The 24153-nt window shown below is 66.2% G+C and carries 21 protein-coding genes; 14 read left to right on the forward strand and 7 right to left on the reverse strand.

What is annotated here, in order from left to right:
* Window positions 1–38: 38 nt before the first annotated feature.
* The 6 genes from CEY08_RS18005 to CEY08_RS18030 all read left to right on the forward strand — a co-directional run bounded on the left by CEY08_RS18005 (window position 39) and on the right by CEY08_RS18030 (window position 6183).
* The gene (locus CEY08_RS18005; protein ID WP_076814166.1) at window positions 39–815 is read left to right on the forward strand and encodes a DUF899 domain-containing protein; all 777 of its coding nucleotides are present in this window, start codon (window positions 39–41) and stop codon (window positions 813–815) included.
* A 159-nt stretch (window positions 816–974) separates the two neighbouring features.
* Window positions 975–1541: a hypothetical protein gene (locus tag CEY08_RS18010; protein WP_063960826.1), complete on the forward strand. Its 567-nt coding sequence runs from the start codon at window positions 975–977 to the stop codon at window positions 1539–1541.
* Between the two features lie 102 nt (window positions 1542–1643).
* Window positions 1644–2129, forward strand: coding sequence for a nucleoside deaminase (locus tag CEY08_RS18015; protein WP_042793987.1), 486 nt, complete (start codon window positions 1644–1646; stop codon window positions 2127–2129).
* A 111-nt stretch (window positions 2130–2240) separates the two neighbouring features.
* Window positions 2241–3542, forward strand: a complete 1302-nt coding sequence (locus CEY08_RS18020; RefSeq protein ID WP_076814168.1) for a UDP-N-acetylglucosamine 1-carboxyvinyltransferase — start codon at window positions 2241–2243, stop codon at window positions 3540–3542.
* A gap of 207 nt (window positions 3543–3749) precedes the next feature.
* Window positions 3750–5141 (forward strand): FAD-binding oxidoreductase, encoded by a 1392-nt coding sequence (locus tag CEY08_RS18025; RefSeq protein ID WP_076814170.1) that lies wholly within the window; start codon window positions 3750–3752, stop codon window positions 5139–5141.
* A 124-nt stretch (window positions 5142–5265) separates the two neighbouring features.
* The gene (locus CEY08_RS18030; RefSeq protein ID WP_076814173.1) at window positions 5266–6183 is read left to right on the forward strand and encodes a polysaccharide deacetylase family protein; all 918 of its coding nucleotides are present in this window, start codon (window positions 5266–5268) and stop codon (window positions 6181–6183) included.
* A gap of 20 nt (window positions 6184–6203) precedes the next feature.
* On the opposite strand, the gene CEY08_RS18035 is transcribed toward CEY08_RS18030, so the two are convergent.
* Window positions 6204–6611 carry a DUF1801 domain-containing protein gene (locus CEY08_RS18035; RefSeq protein ID WP_076814174.1) on the reverse strand — a complete coding sequence of 136 codons (408 nt, stop codon included), beginning with the start codon at window positions 6609–6611 and terminating at the stop codon, window positions 6204–6206.
* Window positions 6612–6747: 136 nt separating this feature from the next.
* Between CEY08_RS18035 and CEY08_RS18040 the strand changes: the two genes are divergently transcribed.
* Together CEY08_RS18040 and CEY08_RS18045 are read left to right on the forward strand one after the other, a co-directional pair.
* Complete coding sequence (locus CEY08_RS18040; RefSeq protein ID WP_042793991.1) at window positions 6748–8145, forward strand: HdeD family acid-resistance protein; 1398 nt, start codon at window positions 6748–6750, stop codon at window positions 8143–8145.
* Between the two features lie 67 nt (window positions 8146–8212).
* Window positions 8213–9256, forward strand: a complete 1044-nt coding sequence (locus CEY08_RS18045; protein ID WP_076814176.1) for an Lnb N-terminal periplasmic domain-containing protein — start codon at window positions 8213–8215, stop codon at window positions 9254–9256.
* A 61-nt stretch (window positions 9257–9317) separates the two neighbouring features.
* Here CEY08_RS18045 and CEY08_RS18050 read toward each other — a convergent pair whose 3' ends face one another.
* Window positions 9318–10223 (reverse strand): LysR family transcriptional regulator, encoded by a 906-nt coding sequence (locus CEY08_RS18050; RefSeq protein WP_063642483.1) that lies wholly within the window; start codon window positions 10221–10223, stop codon window positions 9318–9320.
* Window positions 10224–10335: 112 nt separating this feature from the next.
* Between CEY08_RS18050 and CEY08_RS18055 the strand changes: the two genes are divergently transcribed.
* Genes CEY08_RS18055 through CEY08_RS18065 form a run of 3 tightly spaced genes read left to right on the forward strand, consistent with a single transcriptional unit; the run spans window position 10336 to window position 13456 of the window.
* Window positions 10336–12018: an alkaline phosphatase family protein gene (locus CEY08_RS18055; protein ID WP_076814178.1), complete on the forward strand. Its 1683-nt coding sequence runs from the start codon at window positions 10336–10338 to the stop codon at window positions 12016–12018.
* A 10-nt stretch (window positions 12019–12028) separates the two neighbouring features.
* Window positions 12029–12481: a cupin domain-containing protein gene (locus CEY08_RS18060; RefSeq protein WP_042793996.1), complete on the forward strand. Its 453-nt coding sequence runs from the start codon at window positions 12029–12031 to the stop codon at window positions 12479–12481.
* A 3-nt stretch (window positions 12482–12484) separates the two neighbouring features.
* On the forward strand, window positions 12485–13456 hold the full coding sequence (locus CEY08_RS18065; protein WP_063642480.1) for a Bug family tripartite tricarboxylate transporter substrate binding protein: 972 nt from the start codon (window positions 12485–12487) through the stop codon (window positions 13454–13456).
* 48 nt (window positions 13457–13504) lie between these two features.
* Here the strand turns inward: CEY08_RS18065 and CEY08_RS18070 are convergent, their stop codons facing one another.
* From CEY08_RS18070 to CEY08_RS18090, 5 genes are all read right to left on the reverse strand, one after another.
* Entirely contained in the window at window positions 13505–14803 is a 1299-nt protein-coding gene (locus CEY08_RS18070; RefSeq protein WP_063642479.1) for an acyl-CoA thioester hydrolase/BAAT C-terminal domain-containing protein, read from the reverse strand.
* 9 nt (window positions 14804–14812) lie between these two features.
* A complete protein-coding gene (locus CEY08_RS18075) occupies window positions 14813–15799 on the reverse strand; it encodes a Bug family tripartite tricarboxylate transporter substrate binding protein (RefSeq protein WP_042793999.1) in 987 nt (328 codons plus the stop codon).
* A gap of 246 nt (window positions 15800–16045) precedes the next feature.
* On the reverse strand, window positions 16046–16603 hold the full coding sequence (locus CEY08_RS18080; protein WP_063642477.1) for a DUF1415 domain-containing protein: 558 nt from the start codon (window positions 16601–16603) through the stop codon (window positions 16046–16048).
* On the reverse strand, window positions 16600–18069 hold the full coding sequence (locus CEY08_RS18085; RefSeq protein ID WP_063642476.1) for a M20 family metallopeptidase: 1470 nt from the start codon (window positions 18067–18069) through the stop codon (window positions 16600–16602). Before CEY08_RS18085 ends, CEY08_RS18080 begins: the two co-directional genes overlap by 4 nt.
* Window positions 18070–18318: 249 nt before the next feature.
* Window positions 18319–19944, reverse strand: coding sequence for a methyl-accepting chemotaxis protein (locus tag CEY08_RS18090; RefSeq protein ID WP_063642475.1), 1626 nt, complete (start codon window positions 19942–19944; stop codon window positions 18319–18321).
* 170 nt (window positions 19945–20114) lie between these two features.
* Between CEY08_RS18090 and CEY08_RS18095 the strand changes: the two genes are divergently transcribed.
* The 3 genes from CEY08_RS18095 to CEY08_RS18105 all read left to right on the forward strand — a co-directional run bounded on the left by CEY08_RS18095 (window position 20115) and on the right by CEY08_RS18105 (window position 24095).
* Window positions 20115–20618: a sigma-70 family RNA polymerase sigma factor gene (locus CEY08_RS18095; protein ID WP_042794004.1), complete on the forward strand. Its 504-nt coding sequence runs from the start codon at window positions 20115–20117 to the stop codon at window positions 20616–20618.
* Window positions 20615–21577, forward strand: coding sequence for a FecR family protein (locus tag CEY08_RS18100; RefSeq protein WP_232033843.1), 963 nt, complete (start codon window positions 20615–20617; stop codon window positions 21575–21577). Before CEY08_RS18095 ends, CEY08_RS18100 begins: the two co-directional genes overlap by 4 nt.
* Before the next feature lie 115 nt (window positions 21578–21692).
* Entirely contained in the window at window positions 21693–24095 is a 2403-nt protein-coding gene (locus tag CEY08_RS18105) for a TonB-dependent siderophore receptor (RefSeq protein WP_076814180.1), read from the forward strand.
* The last annotated feature ends 58 nt before the right edge of the window (window positions 24096–24153 follow it).

The raw sequence follows: 24153 nt of genomic DNA on the forward strand, positions 1-24153 counted from the left end.
GCCAGGGCGCCGGCCCGCGATAAGGAGGTACCGAAATCATGACTGCATCCAGCAATCGCACCCGCATGCACACTCCCCCGGTCGTCTCGCCGCAGGAATGGGAAGCGGCCAGGCAGCAGCTGCTTGTGAAGGAAAAGGCCCACACCCGCGCCCGCGATGCCTTGGCCGCGGAACGCCGGCGCATGCCCTGGACGACGGTGACCCAGGCATATGCGTTCGAAGGCCCGTCCGGCACGCTTGCCCTGCCCGACTTGTTCGATGGCCGCCGCCAACTGATCGTTTACCGCGCCTTCTTCGAACCAGGCGTGTACGGCTGGCCGGAACACGCCTGCCGCGGCTGCTCCATGGTGGCCGACCAGGTCGCTCACCTGGCCCACTTGAATGCCCGCGACACCACCCTGGTCTTCGTATCGCGCGCCTCGCAGGCTGACATTGCGCGCCTGAAAGCCCGGATGGGGTGGACCATGCCCTGGTACACCTTGACCGACGGTTTCGACGCCGACTTCGGCGTGGACGAATGGCATGGCACCAACGTGTTCTATCGTGATGGGGACCAGATCTTCCGCACTTACTTCCTGAACAATCGCGGTGACGAGCAGATGGGCGGCACGTGGAACTATCTGGATATCACGCCGCTGGGCCGGCAGGAAGTCTGGGAGGATTCACCGGCAGGTTATCCGCAGACGCCGACCTACAAATGGTGGAACTGGCACGACAGCTACCTGCCGGATGCCCCGCCCGACAAGAAGTGGGTCGAAATATCCGACGCCGGGGAGGCCGCATTCCGGGCGCAAAGCGCAAGCCTGAAACGCTGAGCGGGCGGCGGCGGGCCCAGAGCCGTATTTATTGGTAAATAAAATAACCGATAGATACACACGCTCAAACAACAGCAATTATCGGGGCCGATGAGCGTGCTAATTTATGCGCCCGCCGGACCCTCGGGCCGCGCCCTCCCACTCTACTTGACGAGAACCATGCACACGAACCTCGAAAGCGACGCGCTCATCGCCCAGGGAAAAAAGCGGATCACCGGCCTGCTGCTGGCGGCCGGGCTGGCCTTTGCCACGGCAATGCCGGCCCTGGCCGCGCCGCCGATGAAGGCGCATCAAAGCGCCCCCACGCCCGCACCCGCGGCAGCGCCAGCTGCAGCCGCAGCTTCGGGTTCCGTGCAGAAGACCGACATCCAGAATCAGGCCGCCTACGAACGTCTGATGAACAACAGCGGCATCACCCTGCAATGGCTCTGGTCGGCGCAACGCGGCCATCTGACCGCGACGGATGAAAACGATGTGGTCCGCATCGAAGGCACGCAAGCCAACCACGAGGGCACGCTGAAGATCAAGGGCGACATTGTTTCGATCGCAAGCGACCGCTTCCTCTTCCGCGGCACGATCCTGATCCTGGACGCCCCGGACAAGGGCCGGCGCTGCGAGCGCAACGGCGAGTTCGAGTTCCGCGCCACCGGCAAGCGCAAGTACTGGCGCCTGCAGCAGATGGAAGCCTGCGGCGGCCTGACCGACTACGTGGACGTGTACTACTAAGTCTGCCGCCAAGGAGGCTATGCTTGCGCCATGCACGCCGGCGGCCTTCTCATGCCGCAGTCCGCCGGTCCCCGCTGCGCGGCATACAGAGAGAGGCTCCGCATGATTACCGAACTGGACAAGAAACACTTGGCGCGATGCGTCGAGCTGGCGAAACAGGCGCTGCAAGCCGGTGACGAACCTTTCGGCTCCGTCCTCGTCTCGCCGGAGGGCGTAGTCCTGTTCGAAGACCACAACCACGTCTCCAGCGGCGACCGCACGCGGCATCCGGAATTCGAGATCGCCCGCTGGGCCGCCAATAATGTGCCGCCGGCCCAGCGCGCCGCCTGTACCGTCTATACCTCGGGCGAACACTGCTCCATGTGCGCGTCGGCGCACGGATGGGTCGGCCTGGGCAGGATCGTCTACGCCAGCTCGTCCGCCCAGTACCGGCAATGGCTGCAGGAATGGGGAGTTGCCCCCACGTCCAAGGTCCGGCCGCTCGCCATCGCCGAGGTCGTGGACGGCGTTCCCGTCGACGGGCCCGTGCCGGAATTTGCCGAGCAGGTCAGACAGCTGCACCAGGAAAGGCTGCGGCGCCGGACCTAGCGCGGCAGCGCTGCCTCCCCAACGGCTACCGCCCGCCTCATTCGTCAGTAGCAATCCGCTGCAGGCAGCGCCGGCGGCTCCCTTCCCCCCATTTTTTGCCCTTCTCGCTCCATGTCCAACCTCATCGTCCACGGCGGCACCCCATTGCGCGGCCGCGTCATCCCCTCGGCCAACAAGAACGCGGTCCTGCCTGTGCTGTGCGCCACCCTGCTGACGGATCAGCCGCTGCGGCTGCGCGGCGTGCCCGACATCACCGATGTGCGCAAGATCCTCGACATCTTCCGCACCCTCGGCAGCGACGTGCGGCTCGACGAGTCCACCCGCACGCTGGACCTGCACCACCGCGACACCGCCTTCGATGCCGCCACCCACCGGCTGCCCGAGGAGATGCGGTCGTCCATCATGCTGGTGCCGCCTCTGCTGGCACGCTTTGGCGTGGCCCGGCTGGAAGACAACGTCAAGGGCTGCACGCTGGGCGTGCGCGAGATCGATCCACACGTGGACATCTTCCGTTCCTTCGGCGGCGAGGTAGAGCGCGCCAGCGGATCCCTGCTGGTCCGCGCCAGCGGCCCGCTCAAGCCGACCCACCATTGGCTGGACTACGCGTCGGTCACCACGACCGAGAACTTTGTGCTGTGTGCGGCGGCCGCCGAAGGGGAATCGACCCTGACGAACGCGGCCTCCGAGCCGCACGTCCAGGAGTTCTGCCGCTTTATGGCGATGATGGGCGCGCAGATCGACGGCATCGGGACCTCGCGCCTGACCGTAAGCGGTGGCACCCGCCTGGGCGGCGGCGAATTCACGTTCGAAGAAGACTTCCACGAGATCACCACTTTTCTCGCGCTGGGCGCGATCACCGGCGGCGACGTGGTGGTGCGCAACAGCACGCCCGGGAACTTCCCGCTGATCGACCGTACCTTTGCCAAGTTCGGCGTGCAGATCGTGCACGAGAATGGCTGGTCGCGCGCGCTGCGCTCTGGCCCGCTGAAGGTGCAAACGCCTTTTACCAGCAATGTGCTCACCAAGGTCGAGGCGGCGCCCTGGCCGTACTTCCCGGTGGACCTGCTGCCAATTTTCATTGCCTTGGGCGTGTGTGCGCAGGGCAACGCCATGTTCTGGAACAAGGTCTACGATGGCGCGCTGGGATGGACCGGTGAATTGTCCAAGTTCGGGGCGCACGTATTCTCCTCGGATCCGCACCGGCTGATCACCTTCGGCGGCCGGCCGCTGACGCCCGCCGTGGTCGAAAGCCCCTACATCATTCGTGTCGCCATCGCGCTGTTCATGATCGCCAGCAGCATCGACGGCCGTTCGGAAATCCGCAACGCCACGCCGATCCGCCGTGCCCACCCGCGCTTCGTCGAGAACCTGCGCAGCCTCGGCGTGCAGGTGGAATGGACCAGCGAGGAGTAAGCTATCCCGATACGCACGCCACGGCGCGCAAAACGGGAGCGGGCCGCCAGGCTCCCGGCGCGGCGCGCCGTCCTCTCCGGGCCATGGCCTCACACACAGGAGGCGTCCACCATGCCGCGCCCAATTCCCTAGGCGGCCCGGGCCTCATTTGCAGGCCCCAGTTTCAGAGATTGTTCACGAAGCACAGCACCTTCAAGGAGGTGTGTGATGAGCAAACTTCCCGCAAACGCCCTGGATGACCTGAAAGCCTCTGCCCGAGGACAGGTCCTGGGCCCCGAGGACGCCGGCTACGACGACGCCCGGAAAATCTGGAATGCGATGATCGACCGCCGCCCGGCGGTCATCTTCCGATGCGCCGGCGCCGCCGACGTGCGCCGCGCCGTGGATTTCGCCCGCGACAATGATCTGGTCCTGTCCGTGCGCGGCGGCGGCCACAACATTGCCGGCACGGCGGTCTGCGAGGGCGGCATGATGCTGGACCTGTCGCCGATGAAGTCGGTGCGCGTCGATCCCCTCCGGGCGCGCGCCTACGTGGAGCCTGGCGCCACGCTCGCGGATTTCGACCACGAGGCCCAGGCTTGCGGCCTGGCGACGCCGCTGGGCGTCAATTCCACCACGGGCGTGGCCGGGCTGACCCTGGGCGGCGGATTCGGCTGGCTGACCCGCAGGTTCGGAATGTCCATCGACAACCTCCTCTCGGCCGACGTCGTCACGGCGGATGGCCAACTGCTGCATGCCAGCGAACAGGACAACCCGGAGCTGTTTTGGGCCATAAGGGGCGGCGGCGGCAACTTCGGCGTGGTCACCATGTTCGAGTTCCAGTTGCATCCCATCGGCCCGCAGGTCTATGGCGGCCTGGTGGTGCTGCCGCTGGAACAGGGCAAGGAAGCGTTGCGGAAGTACCGCGACGCGCTGGCAGCCATGCCGCTGGAGCTGACCGTCTGGGCGGTGCTGAGGCTCGCGCCCCCGCTGCCCTTCCTGCCGGAAGCGGTGCATGGCAAGCCGATGGTTGCCTTCGCCATGTGCTATTCGGGAGATCCAGCCCAGGGCCCCGCCGCCGTTGAAGCCGTGCGCGGCTGGGGCACGCCGTATGGCGAACACCTGGGCCCCATGCCGTACGGCGCCTGGCAAAAGGCCTTTGATCCTTTGCTCACGCCGGGCGCGCGCAATTACTGGAAGTCGCACAATCTGGGCGGCCTGCAGGATGGACTGATCGACGCCATCGTCGAGGCAGTGGAAAACCTGCCGTCCCAGCAATGCGAAATCTTCCTGGGCTACATCGGCGGGGTAGCCTCGCGGGTACCGGTGTCCGCCACGGCCTATCCACACCGCTCGGCGCAATTCGCCATGAATGTGCACGGGCGCTGGGACTTTCCGGAGGAAGACGAACGCTGCATGGCGTGGGCCCGGACGCTGTTCCGGACCACCGAGCCCTATGCGCAGGAAGGGGTGTACGTGAACTTCCTGACGCAGGACGAACCCGAACGGCTGGGCGCCGCCTACGGGCCAAACTTCGACCGCCTGGTCCAGGCCAAGACCCGCTACGACCCGAAGAATCTGTTCCGGCACAACCAGAACATCAGACCCGCAGCGGCGTGATCCGGCCAGCACGCCAGTTCGCCGTCGCTGCTATCCTGATGCCCCGGCCCGCGCCGGGGCACGGGCCGCGCCATGGCCGAATGCCTGGCGTGCGCGACAACTTCCTTTGGATCGGCGTTCCTGCATGGCTTCCTGCTTTTTCCCCCGTCTTGTCCTTCTCGCCTGTTTCTCGCTCTGGGCATCCTGGTGCTCCGCCCAGACAGTGGCCCTGACGTTCGATGACGGACTCAATCCGGGCAAGCAGCCGGAAGCGGTTCAATGGAATGCCCAGCTACTGGACGCCTTGCGCAACCAAGGGATCCAGTCCGCGTTGTTTCCCTCGCTGATCCGCATAGGCGGCGCGGAAGGTTTGGCGCTGGTGGCCGAATGGTCGCGGGCGGGACACTCGGTCGGGAACCACACCGCCAACCACCGCAGTCTGGCCAATTCCCAGGTGTCGCTGGCAGCGTTCATTGCCGATGTGGAAACAGCGGATGCCGCCCTCCGGAACATGCCTACCTTCGTACCGATGTTGAGGTTCCCCTATCTGAAGGAAGGCGATACGCCAGCCAAACGTGATGGGATGCGCATCTGGATGACGAAGAACGGCTACCGGAGCGCACCGGTATCCATCGACGCAAGCGACTGGTATTACAGCCGCGTCTATGCCGATCACATGAAGGCAGGCCAAACTGCCAAGGCCCAGGGAGTGAAGCAGCGCTACATCCGCCATTTGCTGGACCGCGCGGCGTATTACGACGGGCTGGCACGCCAAGTCCTGGGACGCAGCCCGAAGCATGTCATGCTGTTGCACACCAACCAGCTCAATGCCGACGCCCTGCCGGACGTGATTGCCGCGCTGACCGCCCAAGGGTGGACAATCGCCGCGGCGAACGCCGCGTTTGAAGATCCGCTGTACGCTCAGGCGCCCGATAACCTGCCCGCTGGCGAAAGCATCGTCTGGGCGCTAGCCAAAGCCGGCAACCTCCCGGGCCTGCGCTATCCGGCAGAGGACTCCACGTATGAGGAACCGTTATTGCGGGACGCCGGCCTATTGCCCTGATTGCGCCATCGTGCAAGCTGCTATTTGGCGCCTGCCGCATTCAAGCGCACCGCGGCACGGATCAGCGCCTTGAAAGCCGCTTCGTCCAGGGACTCTCCCTGGCGGATATCGATGGCGCGCCGCGTATTGCCGTCCAGGCTGGCGTTGAAGAGTCCCGTGGGATCCTCCAGGACCGCGCCCTTGGCGAATGTCAGCTTGACGGCGCTTTTGTAGGCCTCGCCGGTGCAGATAATGCCGTCGTGCGACCACACCGGCACCCGCCACTTCCACTCTTCGACCACGTCGGGATCGGCTTGCCTGATCACGGCCCTGACGAGCGCGAGCGTCTGACCCCGCCAGTCACCCAGCTCGCGGATCCTGGCGTCTATCAGACTGGCAGGGGTCTCTCCAGCGTGTTCCTGTCCTGCGCTGCTTGTCTTGGTATTCATGCCATATTCCGGAAAAGACCGCGGGCGGATACTTCAGAAGAATACATGCATCGGTGCCGGAAAATTTGTTAACGTGGTCAGCAAACCAAAATATCGAGCGGACTAACTGGATTACGGGAGAGGAGATTCAAGCGCAATGGCTAATCTGGTTTTGTTATTGCTGGGCGTGGATTATCTGCGCAAGCGCGCCCGCGCCTTGTATGTCATCGGCGGCCTGCTTCTGCTGATAGGCGTTACGCTATTTATCGACGCGCTGGATAATGCCGTCTATTTTCCGCTGAACTTCTTCGCGGCGCTGCTGGTGCTCGAGGGCCTGGCCACGCTGGTGATCGCCAAATCGGGCGTGGGCGGCCAACGGGTGCTGCGGTATGCCAAAGGCGCCATCGTGCTGACTGCGGGCGTGCTGGTCCTGGTCGGGCACCACCATGGGCATTTCGTGCTGTCCATGCTGTTCGGCCTGATGTTCCTGATGGACGGGCTGATCCAATGCACCGCCGCCTATGTGGTGCGTTATGAGCGCTGGCGCTATGTTTTCGCTTCGGGCGTCGCGGAAATCCTGCTGGCCATTTTCTTTTTCCAGCCGTACCCCACCCATTACGTCGGTACGGTGCCGTATTGCCTTGGGCTGTTCCTGGCGTTTTCGGGTCTGCACCTGCTGTCGCTGGCGCGCCGGGTCCGCAACCTGGACTCCAATCCGGCCCTGGACGTCAACCCCAGCCCGGACTTCATGCCCACGCGCGCCGACAGCCCCGCACAGAGGGTATTCGACGGCCCTCCCCTGGAATCGGAGCGCGCGCTGACCGTTCACGTCTGGACGCCATCCGGTTCGGCCAAGACCCAGACACGCAACTACCCCGTCGTGAACCGCTATATCGCCGCCGTGGACATCAATGGCGTGGTTTCCACCGGCCATGCCGCGCTGGAATCGCCGGAAGGCATCTACATCAGCCTGTACCCGGCCCAGGAGATCGACCACTCTCCGGAACAGTTCGGCACCCTACTGCGCGCCACGGCCGAGAACAACGTGCCGGGCGTTTTCCAGCCCGACTACGCCACCGAGTCCAAGGCCTGGACGCCGTCGACGACCCGGGTCCGCATCCGCAACTATGACGCGGCCAAGCTACAGGCATTCTGGGACGAATACCGCAAGACCACCACCTACAACCTGACTCACCGGAACTGCTCCAGTTCCGTGTCCAGCGCGCTGGAAGCCGCGCTGGACGGCGTGGTTGGCCGCTTGCATGGCGCAGGCGCCGGATGGCGTGTGCTGCTGCGCCTCCTGCTGACGCCCGAACTGTGGGTGGCGGCACAGATCCGCAAGCGCGCCCTGACCATGGCCTGGACCCCTGGCCTGACGCTGGACTATGCGCGCGCGCTCAGCATGTTGGCGGACCCGCGGCCGTTCGGCTGGTGGAAGGTATCGCAGGACGCGCTGCGGCAGATCGCCCGCATGCGCGCCGGCTGGCGCAAGCAGGACCGCCACGCGCACGCCCGCAATGCGGAGCAGGCCGAGTCGTCGCAAGGGGCGCAATGATGCGCGCCCGCGGGCGCGGACCCGCAACGCGCGCACGGATGCACACGCAAACGCAAACGCAAACCCCATGATGCTGCATCTCGTGCTCGGCGTGGCCATCGTGGCCGGCGCCGCCTGGGGCGCGGCGGCCCTCTGGTTCCAGTCTCCGTACCGGGGCCGCGCACGCGCCGCCTTGTCCGCGGCATGGCTGGCGCTTGCTGCGGCTGCATTGAGCGGACTGGTCCTGGGACATTCTTTTCCCGCCTGGCTGTTCGGCGCCCTGCTGCTGGCGCTGATAGCCTGGTGGACGCTAGGGGTGCGTGCTTCCAACGACCGCCAATGGATGCCTGAAGTCGCCCGCCAGACCCAGGGCTCGATAGAGGGCGATATCGTCACCTTGCGCAACGTGCGCAACTTTGACTGGCGCTCGCGCACCGACTACGACATCCGCTGGGAAACTCGCACCTACGATCTGACGCGGCTGGCTTCGGTGGATCTGGCGTTGTCCTATTGGGGCCGGCCCGCCGTCGCCCACGCCATGGTGTCGTTCGGCTTCGACGATGGGCAATACGTGGTGTTCTCGGTGGAGATCCGCCGCAAGCTGCACGACGTGTTCTCCGAAATCGGCGGCTTCTTCCGCCAGTACGAACTGGCGGTACTGGCTTCCACCGAGGAAGACAGCCTGCGCGTGCGCACCAACGTGCGTGGCGAGGAAGGCTACTTGTACCGCGTGCACATGCCGGAAGGCGCTGCCCGCAAGCTGTTCCTTTCCTATGTAGAAACCGCGACCCGGCTGGTGGCCAAGCCCCGCTTCTACAACACACTGACGGGTAACTGCACCACCATCGTGTACCGGCTGGCGGACGAGATCGTGCCCGGCCTGCCCCTGGATTACCGGCTGCTGCTGTCGGGCTACCTGCCCGAGTACCTGTATCGGCTTGACGCGCTGGAAGGCGCCGACAGTCCCGAGGGATACCGGCAAGCGGGCCATTACACGCAGCGCGCCCGCGCCACCTCGGACGCAGCAGAGTTCTCGCGCAACATCCGGCGCGGCGTGCCAGGCATTTCGCAGATGCCGGATCAGGACGCTTCGGCCCTTCCCACAGCGGGTGCGCGCAGCAGTTCGATGTAGGCGGCCAGGGTCTGCGGCGGATCGAAGATTTTCCGTCAACGCGATGAACCAAGGCCTAGGTTCAGGCGTGCGCAGCCATCTGCGCGGCCTCGCCCAGCAGCGCATCCAGCAGACGGCGCGCCGGCACGGTCAGCGGCGCATCCGCGCGGTGCGTCACATAGATGACGGTCTTGGGCAAAGGGTCGATGAGATCCAGGCGGACCAGTCCCAGCGCGGGGCCGTAACGGTCCAGAAACCCTTGCGGCATGATGCCGACCAGATCCAGCTGCGGCATCAGCGCCAGCAGCGTGGAGAACGACTCGCACTCCAGTTGCAGATGCAAGGCGCGCGCCTGCACTTCGTCGGCGTATAGCGCCCTGGGATCGCCCGGTCCTTGCGCCGGTCCCGTCAGTACCCAGGCGGCCTCGGCCAGCTCGCTCAGGCGGCGGACACGGGCAAGCGGATGCGCGGCGCGCGCAACCACGACCGACTGGCTTTCGAACAGGGGTTGCACGGCCAGGTCGCCGCCACCGCCGGCTTCAGGCAAGGGCCCAAGCGCCATGTCGAGTTCGCCGGACCGGATGCGCTCCAGCGCCTGCGGATAAAGTGTGTCGCGCACGCGCAGCCGCACTTGCGGCCAGCGCGCGCCGTAGCGCGCCACCGCGCCCGGCGCCAGCAGGATTGCGGCGGCCGGCGACACGCCCAGCGTCACCTGCGCCTCCGCGCCACGCAGATGCCAGGCAAGGTCCTCATGGGCCTTTTCGATCTCGCGCATGACGACGGCGGCGCGCGCCGCGAGGATTTCGCCGGCCTGCGCCAGCCGCACGCCCTTCGGCGTGCGCAGCACCAGCTCCGTGCCGACCTCTTCTTCCAGCTGGCGCAACGCCTTGGTCAGCGCTGGTTGCGACACGTTCAGGACCTGCGCGGCAGCGCGCATGCTGCCTGTCCGCGCCAGGGTGAGCAACAGGTTCAGATGCTGGAGTCGCAAGCCGCCTCTCCGGCCGATTACCAGGGGTAATCGACATCAAAACAATTCAAGGGATGGGCGCGCAGGCCGTCGATAGAATTCCTGCATGCCCCATCGGAGACAGGAGCCTAGCATGACCCGAGGCGTGAAGAACATTCTCTTCATCATGTGCGACCAGCTGCGCTACGACCATCTTTCCTGCTTTGGCCACCCCACGCTGAAGACGCCGAACCTGGATGCGCTGGCGGCGCGCGGCATGGTCTTCGACCGCGCCTACGTGCAGTCGCCCGTATGCGGTCCGTCGCGCATGAGTTACTACACGGGCCGCTACGTGCATGCGCATGGCGCCAGCTGGAACTTCGTGCCGCTGAAGGCGGGAGAAATGACCATAGGCGACCATCTGCGGCCCCTGGGCGTGCGTTCCGTGCTGGTGGGCAAGACGCATATGCGGGCGGACTTGGCCGGCATGTCGCGGCTGGGCATCGACCCGGCGTCGGTCATCGGCCGCCGCATTGCCGAGTGCGGCTTCGACGCCTACGAACGCGACGATGGCATCCATCCATACTCCGGCCACGATCCCGACCCGCGCTACAACGACTATCTGCGCGCGCAGGGGTACGGCGGCGACAATCCCTGGGAAAGCTGGGCCAACTCCGCCGTGGACACGGACGGCACGGTGCGTTCGGGCTGGTTCCTCAAGTATTCCAACCTGCCCGCGCGCGTGCCGGACGAACATTCGGAGACGCCGTACATCACGCGCCGGGTGATGGACTTCATCAGCGAAGCCGGCGAACAGCCGTGGTGCCTGCACCTGTCCTACATCAAGCCCCACTGGCCCTATCTGGCGCCGGCGCCCTACGCCGGCCTGTACGGGCCGGAAGATGCGTTGCCGGTGGTGCGCAATGACGCCGAACGGGCCGATCCGCACCCCGTCTACGCCGCGATGATGAAGCACCGCGTATCGGCGACCTTCTCCGAGCCCGGTGTGCGCGAGGCCGTCATGCCGGGCTATATGGGACTGATCAAGCAGATCGACGACCAGCTCGGCGTGCTGTTCCGCTTCCTGGAAGCGCGCGGCCTGTTCGACAACACCATGATCGTTTTCACGTCCGATCACGGCGATTACCTGGGTGATCACTGGATGGGAGAAAAGGACCTGTTCCATGAACCCGTCATCCGCGCGCCACTGATCGTCTACGACCCGGATCCCCGCGCCGATGCGGCACGCGGCACCCGTTGCGCGGCCATGGTCGAAGCGATAGACCTGGCGCCGACCTTCCTGGACGCCTGCGGCGGAGTGCCGGTGCCCCACGTCATGGACGGACGTTCGCTGCGCCCCCTATTATTCGGTCAGACGCCGCCGGATTGGCGCGACCACGTCATCTGCGAATACGACTATGCCTTCCAGGATTCGCGCATCACGCTGGGCACGCCGGCACGGCAGGCCTGGCTGCGCATGGTGCGCGACGAGCGCTGGAAGTACGTGATGGCCGAGGGCTACCGGCCAATGCTCTACGACCTGCTGGAAGACCCCAATGAATTCGTCGACCTGGGCGCCTCGCCCGCGCACGAAGCGGTGCGCCGGCGCATGGAGGATCTGCTGTTCCGCTGGGCGCGCCAGCCCCGCCAACGCGCCACCGTGGCCGACGGCACCATCGAGTCCATCGAGGTCCAGCCTCGCATTTCCGAAGGCGGCATCCTGATCGGCTATTGGGACGAAGCCGACCTGGCCCGCGCCAGGCAAACCTTCAAGCCACGTTTCGCCTCATCCAACCCGCTCGTGAAGCCGACGCTGGATCGGCTGTCGCAATCCTGAGGAGTGCAGCATGATTCTCGAAACCCCAGACATCACCCGCGCGCACGCCGGCCTGGACGGCGTCTCCTGGAACATCCTGGGCCAGGTATACGTGCCCAAGCAAGTCAGCCTGGACAGCATTTCCTGGCACGCCACTTTTCCCGAAGAGTCCTTCGTGCCACCGCACGTGCACCCCAACCAGGACGAGTACATCTTCGTGCTGCACGGCCGCATCGACCTGCTGCTGGACGGCAGGAAAACCTCTGCCGGCCCGGGCGATCTGGTGCGCATGCCCCGCGGCGTGCCGCATGCCTTCTTCAACAATTCCGGCGTTCCCGCCACCGCGCTGTTCTGGGCGGCGCCCGCAGGCAAGCTGCTTGAGCTTTACCGCCGCATCCACAATATGTCGAGTCCGGCGGAGGTGGTGGCCGTGGCGCCGGAATACGACGTGATCTTCATGCCGCCTGTTTCGTCCGCGGCCTGAACCATGCGCCGCCGCACGCTACTCAAGGGCCTGTCCGCCGCCCTCGCCTGTACCCTGCCGTGGTCCGCCAGGGCCGCGTACCCGGACAAACCGCTGCGCATCATCGTGCCGCTGCCCGCGGCCAGCCCTCCCGACGTGCTGGCGCGCGTCATCGCGGAAAGGCTGCAGCGCCTGTGGGGGCAGCCGGTGGTCGTCGAGAACCGGCCGGGCGCGACCGGCATGATCGGCCTGGACGCAGTCGCCCGCAGCGCCCCGGACGGCTACACCGTGGGCATCATGTTCCTGACCCACACCGTGCTGCCCGCGCTGTTCGGCAAGGTGTCTTATCGCACCGACGGCGATTTCGCGCCGATCGCCAACCTGGTGTGGCTGTACAACGCCTTGCTCGTCGCGCCAGGCAGCGACTATGCCGACGTCCGCAGCCTGGTCGAGCAGGCCAGGCGCCAGCCCGGCAAGCTCAGCTACGGTTCAGGCGGCAACGGCTCACCCGCCCATCTGCTGGGCGCGGCCTTTTGCCAGGCGGCGGGGATAGACATGCTGCACGTGCCCTTCAAGGGCCCCGCCGAAGCGGCGCAGGCGCTCATGGGCGGCTATGTGCAGACCATGTTCGCCACCGCGTCCGTCGCCGTGCCGCTGGCGCAGTCCGGCAAGCTGCGCGCCCTGGCGGTCACGCGCGACGGCCGCATGGACGCCCTGCCCGGTGTGCCCACCTTGGCCGAGGCCGGGGTGCCCGCGTTCGACCTGAAGGAGTGGGAAGGCATCGTCGCGCCCGCAGGCACGCCGCCAGAGCTGGTCGCCAAGTGGAACGGCGCCATGACGGCCATCCTGGCCGACGCCGGCGTGCGCGAACGGCTGGCCGGCCTGGGCATGGAGGCCGCCCAGGCCAACAGCCCGGCCGAATTCGCGGGGCTGATACGGGGCGAGCTGCAGCGCTGGTCGGCATTCGTGTCGGAACAGAAACTGCGCAACGGATGAAGCGGGCGTGCCGGGCAACGGACGCCCGCCTGGCCGCCCGCCCAAGGCCTATCTGGCCACGCCTCCCACCCTGCCCAGGAAATCCAGCACCGCCAGATAGGATCCTTCATTGCCTGCCGCGTTCGCGCTGGGCGTTCCGCCCGCGTCCAGCAGCAGGCCGGACATCGCGTGCGGCTTGCTGATCAGCGTGGCGGGCAGGCAGGGATAGTGCACATGGTGGCCAGCGCCCATGCAAACGTGGTGGAACGTCGGCAGGCCATGGGCCTGCCGACGGCGCATGACAATTTCCGAGTACGCGGTGCTGGGCCAGAAGCCATCATCGGATGCGCTGACCAGCATGACGGGACCGGGATAGTTCTCGACCGGGATGCGGGCCCGCTCAAACGCCGCGCTGTCGCGCGTGGCGCTGAGAAAGGCGTGCGTCTGACGATACGGCGGCTGAGACGCATAGGCCGCGTCCCAGTTGGCGCTGGCGTTGTCCTGCCACAGGTGCGGCAGGGGTGCGCCGGCCTTGGTCCAGACCTGCGCGTCGCGGCCGGTGCCGGGCGCCCCCGCGCTGACCACCCCGTGCATGACGGGCGACGGCACGTAGGCGACCACCGCGCTGACCAGATCCGGATAATGCGAAGCCACCAGCAGCGAGGTCTCGCCGCCGCGGCTGATGCCGGACAGCGCTACGAAGCCGTCGCGCGGCGCGAGCTCGGCGCGCGCCCAGCGCAGCGCATGCTCGAAGTACTCCAGCGGCATGTCGTTCAGATACTTGGGACGACCCTCGTAGTTGAAGATGGCCAGCGCCAGGCACTGGTAGCCGCGGGACGCGAAAAGCGCGGCGCGGGGCGCGTTGACGCCGCCTGACGAGCCATTCATGTAGATCACCAGCGGATGCGGGCCGGGACCGGCTGGCGTGTAGAGTTCGCCCGACACGGTCATGCCGCCGACCTGCTCGCGCACGGCGCGGTGGGTCACGCCCTCCGCCTGGAACTCCTGCACCAGGGTTGCCGCGGCAGTCTGGCGGCCATCGCTGGCTTCGATGCGGATGGCAAGCGGCTCGGTGCGGTCCGGCGGAAACACCACGCTGGCGACGTCCTCGCACGCCATGGACCAGACGATGCCCATGGCCGAGGGCTCCGCGTAGCTGCCGGACACGGGGCAATCGCGGGCCAGGTCCAGGGCGCCGTCGTGGCCAGCCACGAACACGGCTTGCGATCGCCACGGCGCGCCGCACATGGTCATGCTGGCCGTCACGGTGATGAAAGCGTAGGCCGGAAATCCGCTCACGCGGATCTCGCGCGCCACGTCGATCAGGGCGCGTTCCGGCGTGACGGTAATGCTGGGTTGTTCTGCCACGATGGCTCCTTAGCTCTTCAGGTCGGTCTTGGGCACGCCGTTGGCCTTGATGACCTGGGCCCACATGGCGGATTCATCCGCAATGACCTTGTCCAGATCGGCCGAGGACGTGAACTCCACGGTCACGCCCTGGTCCGCGAACTGCTGAACCAGGCTGGGATCACGCGTGCCTTCGCGCACTGCGTTCTCCAGCGCGGCGACCACGGGCGCGGGCATCGCGGCCGGACCGGAGATCATCATGCGGGTGTAGAGCTCGAAGCCATCCAGCCCGGCTTCCTTCATGGTGGGCACGTCCGGCAGGCTGGACAGGCGCTTGTCCGATGTGACCGCCAGCACCTGCAACTTGCCCGACTTGATGTTGGGCATTGCCGAAGTCGGAAAGTCGAAGGTGCTCTGCACCGTGCCTGCCATCAGGTCCAGCAACGCAGGGCCGCTGCCCTTGTAGGGCACATCCTGGAACTGCGTGCCGGTCTTGGACTGGAAATGCAACAGCGCCAGGTGATTGATCACCCCTCGCCCCGCATGCGCGCAGGTGATGTCCCCGGGCTTCTTCTTGGCCAGCGCGATGAACTCCTGCACGTTTTTCACGCCCAGGTCGGGGTGCACGATCAACAGCATGGGCGACTTGCCCATGGAGCCCAGCTGCTTGAAGTCGGACGGCTGGTAAGGCAGGTTGTTGTAGAGCAAGGGGTTCAGGATCATGCCGTTGGTGCCGGCGAAGCCCAGTGTGTACCCATCGGGCTCCGCGCGCGCCACCGCCACCGTGGCAATGATGGCCTGGCCGCCGGGGCGGTTTTCCACGATCACGCTCTGCTTGAGCGTCTTGCCCATGCGCTCGGCCAAGGCGCGCGCCGCAATGTCGGTCAAGCCGCCGGGGGCAAAGCCCACCAGCAGGCGCACGGGACGCGTCGGGAAGGTGTTCTGGGCCCAGGCGGGACGCGAGATCAGGGGTAGCGCGGCAAGCGCGCCCAGGGCATGGCGGCGGGTGAATCGCATACAACTCTCCAGGCAAGGACAACGCCCCCGCGCCCGGGAAAGGCCACGGGGCAAAGCAATCGAAGGGAAAGGACGCGCGCCGCTCACCTTACGGCGAGCTGTCACGGCGTCAGTATGTTGTATGCAATACCGCGGACCGGCTATCTAGGGATATCCCGAGGCCTTGCATGGAAGGCAGCTCGGGGATTTCGCCCTGCGGTATTTATGTCGCGGTATTTGGTATGCGATCCGATGAAGCGCAGGGGCTCAGGCCTTGGTCATCAGTTTCTTCCACCCTTCCAGCCCCAGGCGCCTCATCGTGTCGATGTTCTTTTCATAGATTTCAGCTGCGTCCGGGAAGGACTCCACCGCGCGATCGATACTGTCCTCGCGCAACAGGTGCAGGATGGGATACGGCGAACGGTTCGTGTAGTTGTCGATATCGTCCGGCTGCGTGTCCGCGAACTGGAAGTGCGGATGGAAGGTGGCGACCTGCAGCTCGCCCACCAGGCGCATGCGCTTGAGCAGGCGGTCCGACAGGTCTTCGAAGTCGTTGAACTCCAGGAAGTCGTCCAGCGCGTCCGGGATGATCAGCAACGTGGTGTCGATCTGCTCCGGATCGGCCTCGGCCAGCAGCGCCAGCTCGTCCTGCAGGTCGGTAAGCACGCCTTCGGCGTCGGTGGCGTCACTGACGGCAAAGCGGATCTGGTCCTTGACCTGCACCGCCTTGGCGAAGGGACAGAGGTTCAGGCCGATCACGGCCTGGTTCAGCCAATGCTTGGTCTCGGCGACCACGTTGGCGTAGGCATCGGAAGTGGAAATCATGCCGGCATTGCCGCCATGGTCTGGGCCACTGCCGCGGTCAGCTTCTTGCCGTAGGGCACGTGCAGGAATTCATTGGGGCCGTGGGCGTTGGACTTGGGGCCCAACACGCCGCAGACCATGAACTGGGCCTTGGGGAAGCCCTTCTGCAGAATGCTCATGAGCGGGATGGTGCCGCCCTGGCCGATGTAGCCGCAGGACGCGCCGTAGTACTGCTGCGAGGCGGCATCCAGCGCCTGGGTCAACCAGGGCGCGGAGGCCGGGGCGTTCCAGCCGGTGGCGGCGCCTTCGTTGGCCTTGAAGATCACCTTGGCGTTGTAGGGCGCGTCGGCCTCCAGCAACGCCTTGATTTCCTGCGAGGCAGCCACGGCATCCACCAGCGGCGGCAGGCGCAGCGACAACTTGAAAGCGGTGCGCGGACGCAGCACGTTGCCGGCGCTGGACAGCGGCGGCAGGCCTTCCGCGCCGGTCACGGACAGGGTCGGACGCCAGGTGCGGTTCAGCAAAGCCTGTTCGGGTTCGGTCGTCATGGGCAGCACGAAGCCGCCGTCGGCGCCGCAGCTCCAGGGGAAACGGCGCCAGACCTCATCGCCCAGGATGCGCGCGGTCGCGTGCACTTGCTCAATGCGTTCCGCGGGGATTTCGCAATGCAGGCTTTGCGGCAACAGGCGGCCGGTGCCGCTGTCTTCGAGGCGGTCCAGCAGATGGCGCAGGATACGGAACGACGACGGCACCACGCCGCTGGAGTCGCCCGAGTGCACGCCTTCGTCCAGCACTTGTACTTCCAGCGTGCCCGACACCATGCCGCGCAGCGAGGTCGTCATCCAGAGCTGGTCGTAGTTGCCGGCGCCCGAATCCAGGCACACCACCAGGGCCACGTTGCCCAGTCGGTCGCGCAGCGCGTCCACGTAGGGCAGCAGGTCGTAGCTGCCGGATTCCTCACAGGTTTCGACGATGCCCACGCAGCGCGGCCGCGGAATGCCCTGCTTGTCCAGCGCCATGATGGCGGTCAGCGAGGCGTACACGGCGTAGCCGTCGTCCGCGCCGCCACGGCCGTACAGCTTGCCGTCTTCCAGCTTGGGGGTCCAGGGGCCCAGGCCGGCGCGCCAGCCGGAGAATTCGGGTTGCTTGTCCAGGTGGCCGTACAGCAGCACGGTGTCGCCGTTGTCGCTGCGGGTGGCGGGCGCGTCAAAGAAAATGACGGGCGTGCGGCCCGGCAGGCGCACCACTTCCAGCTTCAGGCCCGAGACCTTTTGCGCTTCGACCCATTGCGCGGCGTCGCGCACCACGCGCTCGATGAAGGCATTCTTCTCCCAGTCCGCGTCAAAAGCCGGGCTCTTGGCCGGGATGGCGATGTAGTCGGTCAGCGCCGGGATGATCTCGTTGTCCCATTTTTCGTCCACGAACGCCTGCAAGGCCTTGGGGTCCAGGGTGGGAGGAAGAGCGTCTTCGGGGATGCGTGCGTTCATGGCGCGGGATCCTGTGTGCGGAGGGGGGGATAGGCAATCTGCTATTTTATGCCTGCGCGGCACGACTGGCATCTTTTGTCCCTGATTGTTATCGGCAATGGAAAAGGGTGCCGCCCCGGGCCCGGGCATCTGGCCCAAAAACAATGCCCCCAACCGCAGACGCGTTGGGGGCATTGTTCCCGCTTGCGGCCGGCCGTGTCCGGGCCAGCCGCTATAGGGCCGCGATCAGGGTCGCGATCAGGGTCGCGATCAGGCGCCCAGCAAGGCCGGTTCGCCGTTGCGGCCCACGGCGGGCGCCTCGGCGTCGATCACGCGGCCGGTCTGCAGCTTGAACACGGCCACCGCTTCGCGCAAGCGCTGCGCCTGGGTTTCCAGCGACGCCGCGGACGCCGCGGCCTCTTCGACCAGCGCGGCGTTCTGCTGCGTCACACTGTCCATCTGCGACACGGCCTGGTTGACCTGCTGGATGCCCTGCGACTGTTCTTCAGACGCGCTGGAAATTTCGTTGATGATGTCCGTCACCCGGCGCACCGAAACCACGATTTCCTGCATGGTGGCGCCGGCGGCTTCCACCTGGTCCGAACCCACCGACACCTTCTGCACGGAGTCGTCGATCAGGCCCTTGATCTCCTTGGCGGCGGCAGCGCTGCGCTGCGCCAGGGCGCGCACTTCGCTGGCGACGACCGCGAAGCCCTTGCCCTGCTCGCCTGCCCGCGCCGCTTCCACCGCCGCGTTCAGCGCCAGGATGTTGGTCTGGAAGGCAATGCCGTCGATCACGCCCACGATGTCGGCGATGCGGTTGGAGCTGTCGGCAATGCCGCGCATCGTGCCGACCACATCGCCCACGGCCTGGCCGCCGCGCGTGGCCACTTCGGAGGCTGCCACGGCGAGTTCCGAGGCGCTGCGCGAGCTTTCCGCGTTGTTGCGCACCGTGGAAGACAATTCGTCCATGCTGGCAGCGGTTTCTTCCAGCGAGGCGGCTTGCTGTTCGGTACGCGAAGACAGGTCGATGTTGCCAGCGGCAATCTCGCGCGCGCCCGTGTGGATTTCTTCCACGCCCAGGCGCACCGCCGACACGGTGCGGGCCAGGCTCTCCTGCATGCGCTTGACGGCGGCATACAGCACGCCGATTTCGTTGTTGCCGCGTTGTTCGATGCGGTTGGTCAGGTCGCCGCCGGCAATGCGGTCGAACAGGCGGCCCGCTTCATGCAGCGGACGGAACACGGAGCGGCCGAACACCGCGTACAGCCCCACCACCAGCACGGCCACGACTATCAGCAGGCCGATCAGCAGCGCGATGGCGCCATTGATGCGGGCGGAAGCCTCGCGGGCCACGCGCTGGCCGACCTCGTCGGCGTAGTCCACGTACTTCTGGATGGCGGCGGTAAACGTCAGGCCCAGCGGGGTCACTTTTTCGAGGTTGAGACGGTTGGACTCCTGTGCATTGCCCGCGCGAATCGCCGCGATCATCGGCACGATGGCGTCACGCTGATAGACGTCGTAGGCAGCGAGCGCAGCGTCCAGCAGCGGCTTGCCCTGCGCCGAGGTTTCCGGCGTCTGGCGCACCAGCTGGATCAGTTCGCCGGCCTTTTTGGTATAGCCGTCCAGGCGCTGCATGCTGGCCAGGTTGTCGAGGCTCTTGCCTTCCATCAGCGCGGTCTGGGCCGCCAGCAGCACCAGGCGGGCGCGCAGCAATTCGGTGCCGGCGCCGTTCACGGCGTTGGCGCGCACCAGATTGGTGTCCAACAGTACTTCGATGGAATTGCGGTTGGAAGTCAGCTGCTGGTGGACGGCAATGCCAGTCAGCAGGAAAAGCGCGAAGAAAACGGCTAATGCGGTCGTCAAGACCGCGCGAATGCTGAGATTCTTGAACATAAGGGTCACTCCGGGTTGCGTATTGCGGCTACGTGTGCTTTACGACACGACGCAATGAAAAGTTAAATATCTCAGTTGATTGCATGGCTGCTTTTCCGTCCGAGCCCGCTTGTCCAATACAATTAACAACGATTATCATTTGCAATCTTTGGACCTAACGAGAACCCATCGTGACGGCGGCAACCCAGCCCACGGCGCACACCTTGAACACGCTCTACCGAGACCATCACGGATGGCTGGCGGGATGGCTGCGACGGCGGCTGGGCTGCGCGCATGACGCCGCGGACCTGTCGCACGACACCTATGAACGGTTGCTGAACTCCGGTCGCCTGCCCGAAACCGGACAAGCCCGCGCTTTTCTTGCCCAGATCGCCAAGGGCCTGGTGGTGGACCTGTTCCGCCGCCGCGCGTTGGAAACCGCCTATCTGGACGCTCTGGCCCGCCTGCCCGAGGCGCACATGCCTTCCGCCGAGGAACGCGCGCTGGCGCTGGAAACACTGACGGCCGTGGATGCCGCACTGGACGCCTTGCCCGCCCGCGCGCGCCAGGTCTTCATCCTGTCCCGCTTCGAAGGTCGGACCTATTCCGACATCGCGCAAAGCCTGGGCGTGTCTGTAGCGCTGGTGCGCAAGCACATGTTGCGTGCCGCCCAAGCCTGTCTGGCCGTGCTGTGAGCGCCAGGCACGGGGACATCCCCGAACCGATACTCGCGCAGGGCTTGGAATGGCTGGTCATCCTGTGGTCCGGTGAAGCCAGCGCCGATGAACGGGCCGCCTGGCAGCGCTGGCGCGCGGCCCACCCCGATCACGAACGCGCCTGGCAGCAGGTACAGCGCATCGATGCCCGGTTGACGGACGTATCGCCCGAAGCCTCGGCCCAGGCCCTGGCCCGTTCCGGCCGGCAGGCGGCCCGTCGCAAGGCGCTGCGCCTGATGGGCTGGGCGGCGCTGGGCGTCGGCACGGCGGGCCTGGCGGCGCATCGACTGCCCTGGCCCGCCTACATTGCGGACTACCGCAGCGCGGTAGGCGAACGGCGCGAGATCGCGCTGGAGGACGGCACCCGCCTCACGCTGAACGGGGATAGCGCGGTAGACCTGGCCTACTCTGCCGATGCGCGCCGTCTGGTCTTGCGGCGCGGCGACGCCTACATCGAGACGGGTCATGGGCCCGCCGCCGCGGGCCGCCCCTTCTTTGTCACGACCGCCTACGGCGAGGTGCAGGCGCTGGGCACCCGGTTCAGCGTGGAACACCAACGCGACCGGATACGCGTCGGGGTATATGAGGGCGCGGTCGAGATCCAGCCCTCCCAGGGCCGCGCCCTGCGCTTGGACGCGGGCCAGTCCGCCGCATTTACCCCCATGGCCGCCGAACGCATGCCGGACTCGCCGCAACAGTCCCCGGGCTGGCTGCGCGGCCAGTTGGTGGCGGAACGCCTGCGGCTGGCCGACTTCCTGGATCAGGTCGGACGTCACCGGCGCGGCGTCATCCGTTGCGATCCGCGCGTGGCGGACCTGATCGTCTCGGGCGTGTACTCACTGGACGATACCGACCGGATTCTGAGTTCCCTTGCAAGAGTCCTGCCCCTGCGCGTGTCCCGCTACACCGGATACTGGGTGGTGATAGAGCCCAGATAGCCCGCTCCCCCCAAAGCCCGGAAAAAAAATTCCGCGAAAACCGTAGCACTTTTTCTTTCTCGTTCGGGATACCTGCATACCCGCAGCATTCACGTCCGCAACGAGGAACCCCCACATGCACGCCCGCTCCACCCCTAAGGCCGCCCGCAGCACGCTGGCCCTGGCCCTGGCCCTGACCGCCCTGGCGCTTGCCGCGCCCCCCGCCGCCTTGGCTGCGGGACCTGGCGCCCCTGCGCCCCAGGAGCGGGCGGCCAAGCGCTATGACATCCCGGCCGGCCCGCTGGACCAGGTGTTGAACGCCTACGCCCAGCAGGCGGGCGTGACCATCACCATCGACGGCGCACTGACCGCCGGCCTGCGCAGCCCCGGCCTGCGCGGGACCTATGGCCTGAACTCCGGCTACGCCGCCATCCTCGCGGGCAGCGGCCTCGCGGCTCGCCTGGAGGACGGCGGCTACGTATTGCGTCCGCTGCCGCCGGGCACGGGCGGGGTTTCCACGCTGGAGCCGGTCACCGTCCGCGCCTCGGGCGTGGCGCCGGACAGCTACGTTGCGGAGGAAACCCGTGCCGGCACTAAGACGGATACGCCCATCCTGGAAGTGCCTCAATCGATCTCCGTCGTGACCCGCGCCCAGATGGAAGCTCAGAACGCGCAGAGCGTGACCGAAGTGCTGCGCTATGTGCCCGGCGTAACGGTGGAAACCTACGGCGTCGATCCCAAGGGGTTCGACTGGGTAATGCTGCGCGGCTTCAACGCCCAGGCCACCAGCGACTACAAGGACGGCTTGCGGCAAGCCACTTCCGGCTACACGCTCTTTCGCAGCGAGCCCTACGCCCTCGACCGCATCGAAGTCCTGCGCGGCCCCTCCTCCGTGCTGTATGGCCAAGGCGACGCGGGCGGCGTCATCAACCGCGTCAGCAAGCTGCCATCGGCCACGCCCCACTATGAAGCCGAGCTGGAGTACGGCAGCTACCAGCGCAAGCAGGCCGCGGTCGACCTGACCGGTCCCGCGACCGAAGACGGCACCCTGCTGTATCGCGTCATCGGCGTGGCGCGCGACGCCAACACGCAATTCACCTACCCGAACGGTGACCGCATTTCCGATGACCGCCTATTCCTCGCGCCCTCGCTGACCTGGGCGCCTTCCGCCGCAACCCACTTCACACTGCTGACGGAGTACCTGCGCGACCGTTCTGGCGGCACCATCGGCACGGTCACTGTCAACGGCAAGCCAACTAATCTGCGCAACGGCGATCCCAACTTCAACCGCTACGACCAGGACCAGAAGAGCATCGGCTACCTGTTCGAACATCGCTTCAACGATACATTGCAGGTACGGCAGAACCTGCGCTACGGGCGCGTCGATTCAATCCTGGACAACCTGTTCCTGGCCGGCCTGACTCCCACTGGAATTGCCCGTACCGCGCGCCGCTACGACGAAAGCATGACCGCGCTGGCGCTGGACAACCAGGCGCAGCTCGACCTGCGCACGGGTCCGCTCTCCCATACGGTGCTGCTGGGCCTGGACTTCAACCGTAGCAGCGCGGACGTGTCGCGCACCATGGGGCCGGCGCCGAGCCTGAACCCCTTCGATCCGGTCTATGGCGTGGACGTGCCGACCCCGACCGTCCCACTGGCCAATTACCTGGAACGCACGCACCAGACCGGCCTCTATCTGCAGGATCAGATCCGCTTCGATGAGCGCTGGGTGCTGACCCTGGGCGGCCGCTACGACTGGTACAGCCAGAAGACGGAAAACCGGATACTGAACAGCGACACCGACCAGAGCGGCAGCCGCTTCAGCGGCCGCGCTGGCGTGAACTACGTCATGCCCAACGGCGTCGCGCCCTACGTCAGCTTCGCCCAGTCCTTCCTGCCCAACACCGGAACCTCGGCGCCCGCCAATGGCAGTTCAACGTTTGCGCCTTCGCGCGGCCGCCAGTGGGAAGGCGGCATCAAGTTCCAGCCTCCCGGGTCGAATGCGCTCTACACGCTGGCGGTCTTCGACATCAAAAAAAGCAACGTGCTAACCAATGATCTGCAAAACCCCGGATTCCAGGTCGCTTCGGGCGAGGTGCAATCACGCGGCGTGGAACTGGAAGGCAAGTTCAGCCTGGGCGACGGCTGGGACTTCACCGGGTCCTACACCTACGTGCGCGCCCGGATCACCCGCGCCAACAACGGCACTGAAGGCAACCGTCCTGCGCTGGTGCCGGAGCACAGCGCCTCGGGCTGGCTGAACTACACAGTGCGCAACAGCGCGCTGGCCGGGCTGAGCCTGGGCGCGGGCGTGCGCTACGTGGGCTCGACCTACGGCGACAACGCCAATACGCTGAAGATCGACGGCCGCACGCTGGTCGATGCGGGCGTGTCCTACGCGGTGGACAAGCACCTGACCCTGTCGGTCAACGCCACCAATCTGTTCGACAAGGAATACCTGGCAACTTGCTCCGACCTGAGCGATTGCTACCCGGGGAGCCGGCGCAGTGTCATCGGCCGCGTGAAATACCAGTTCTGAATACGTCGCGCATGAAAAATGCCCCACCGGCAACCGGTGGGGCATATGTGCGCCCATG

The organism is Achromobacter insolitus, from assembly GCF_002209555.1.
Taxonomy (GTDB): Bacteria; Pseudomonadota; Gammaproteobacteria; order Burkholderiales; family Burkholderiaceae_B; genus Achromobacter; species Achromobacter insolitus.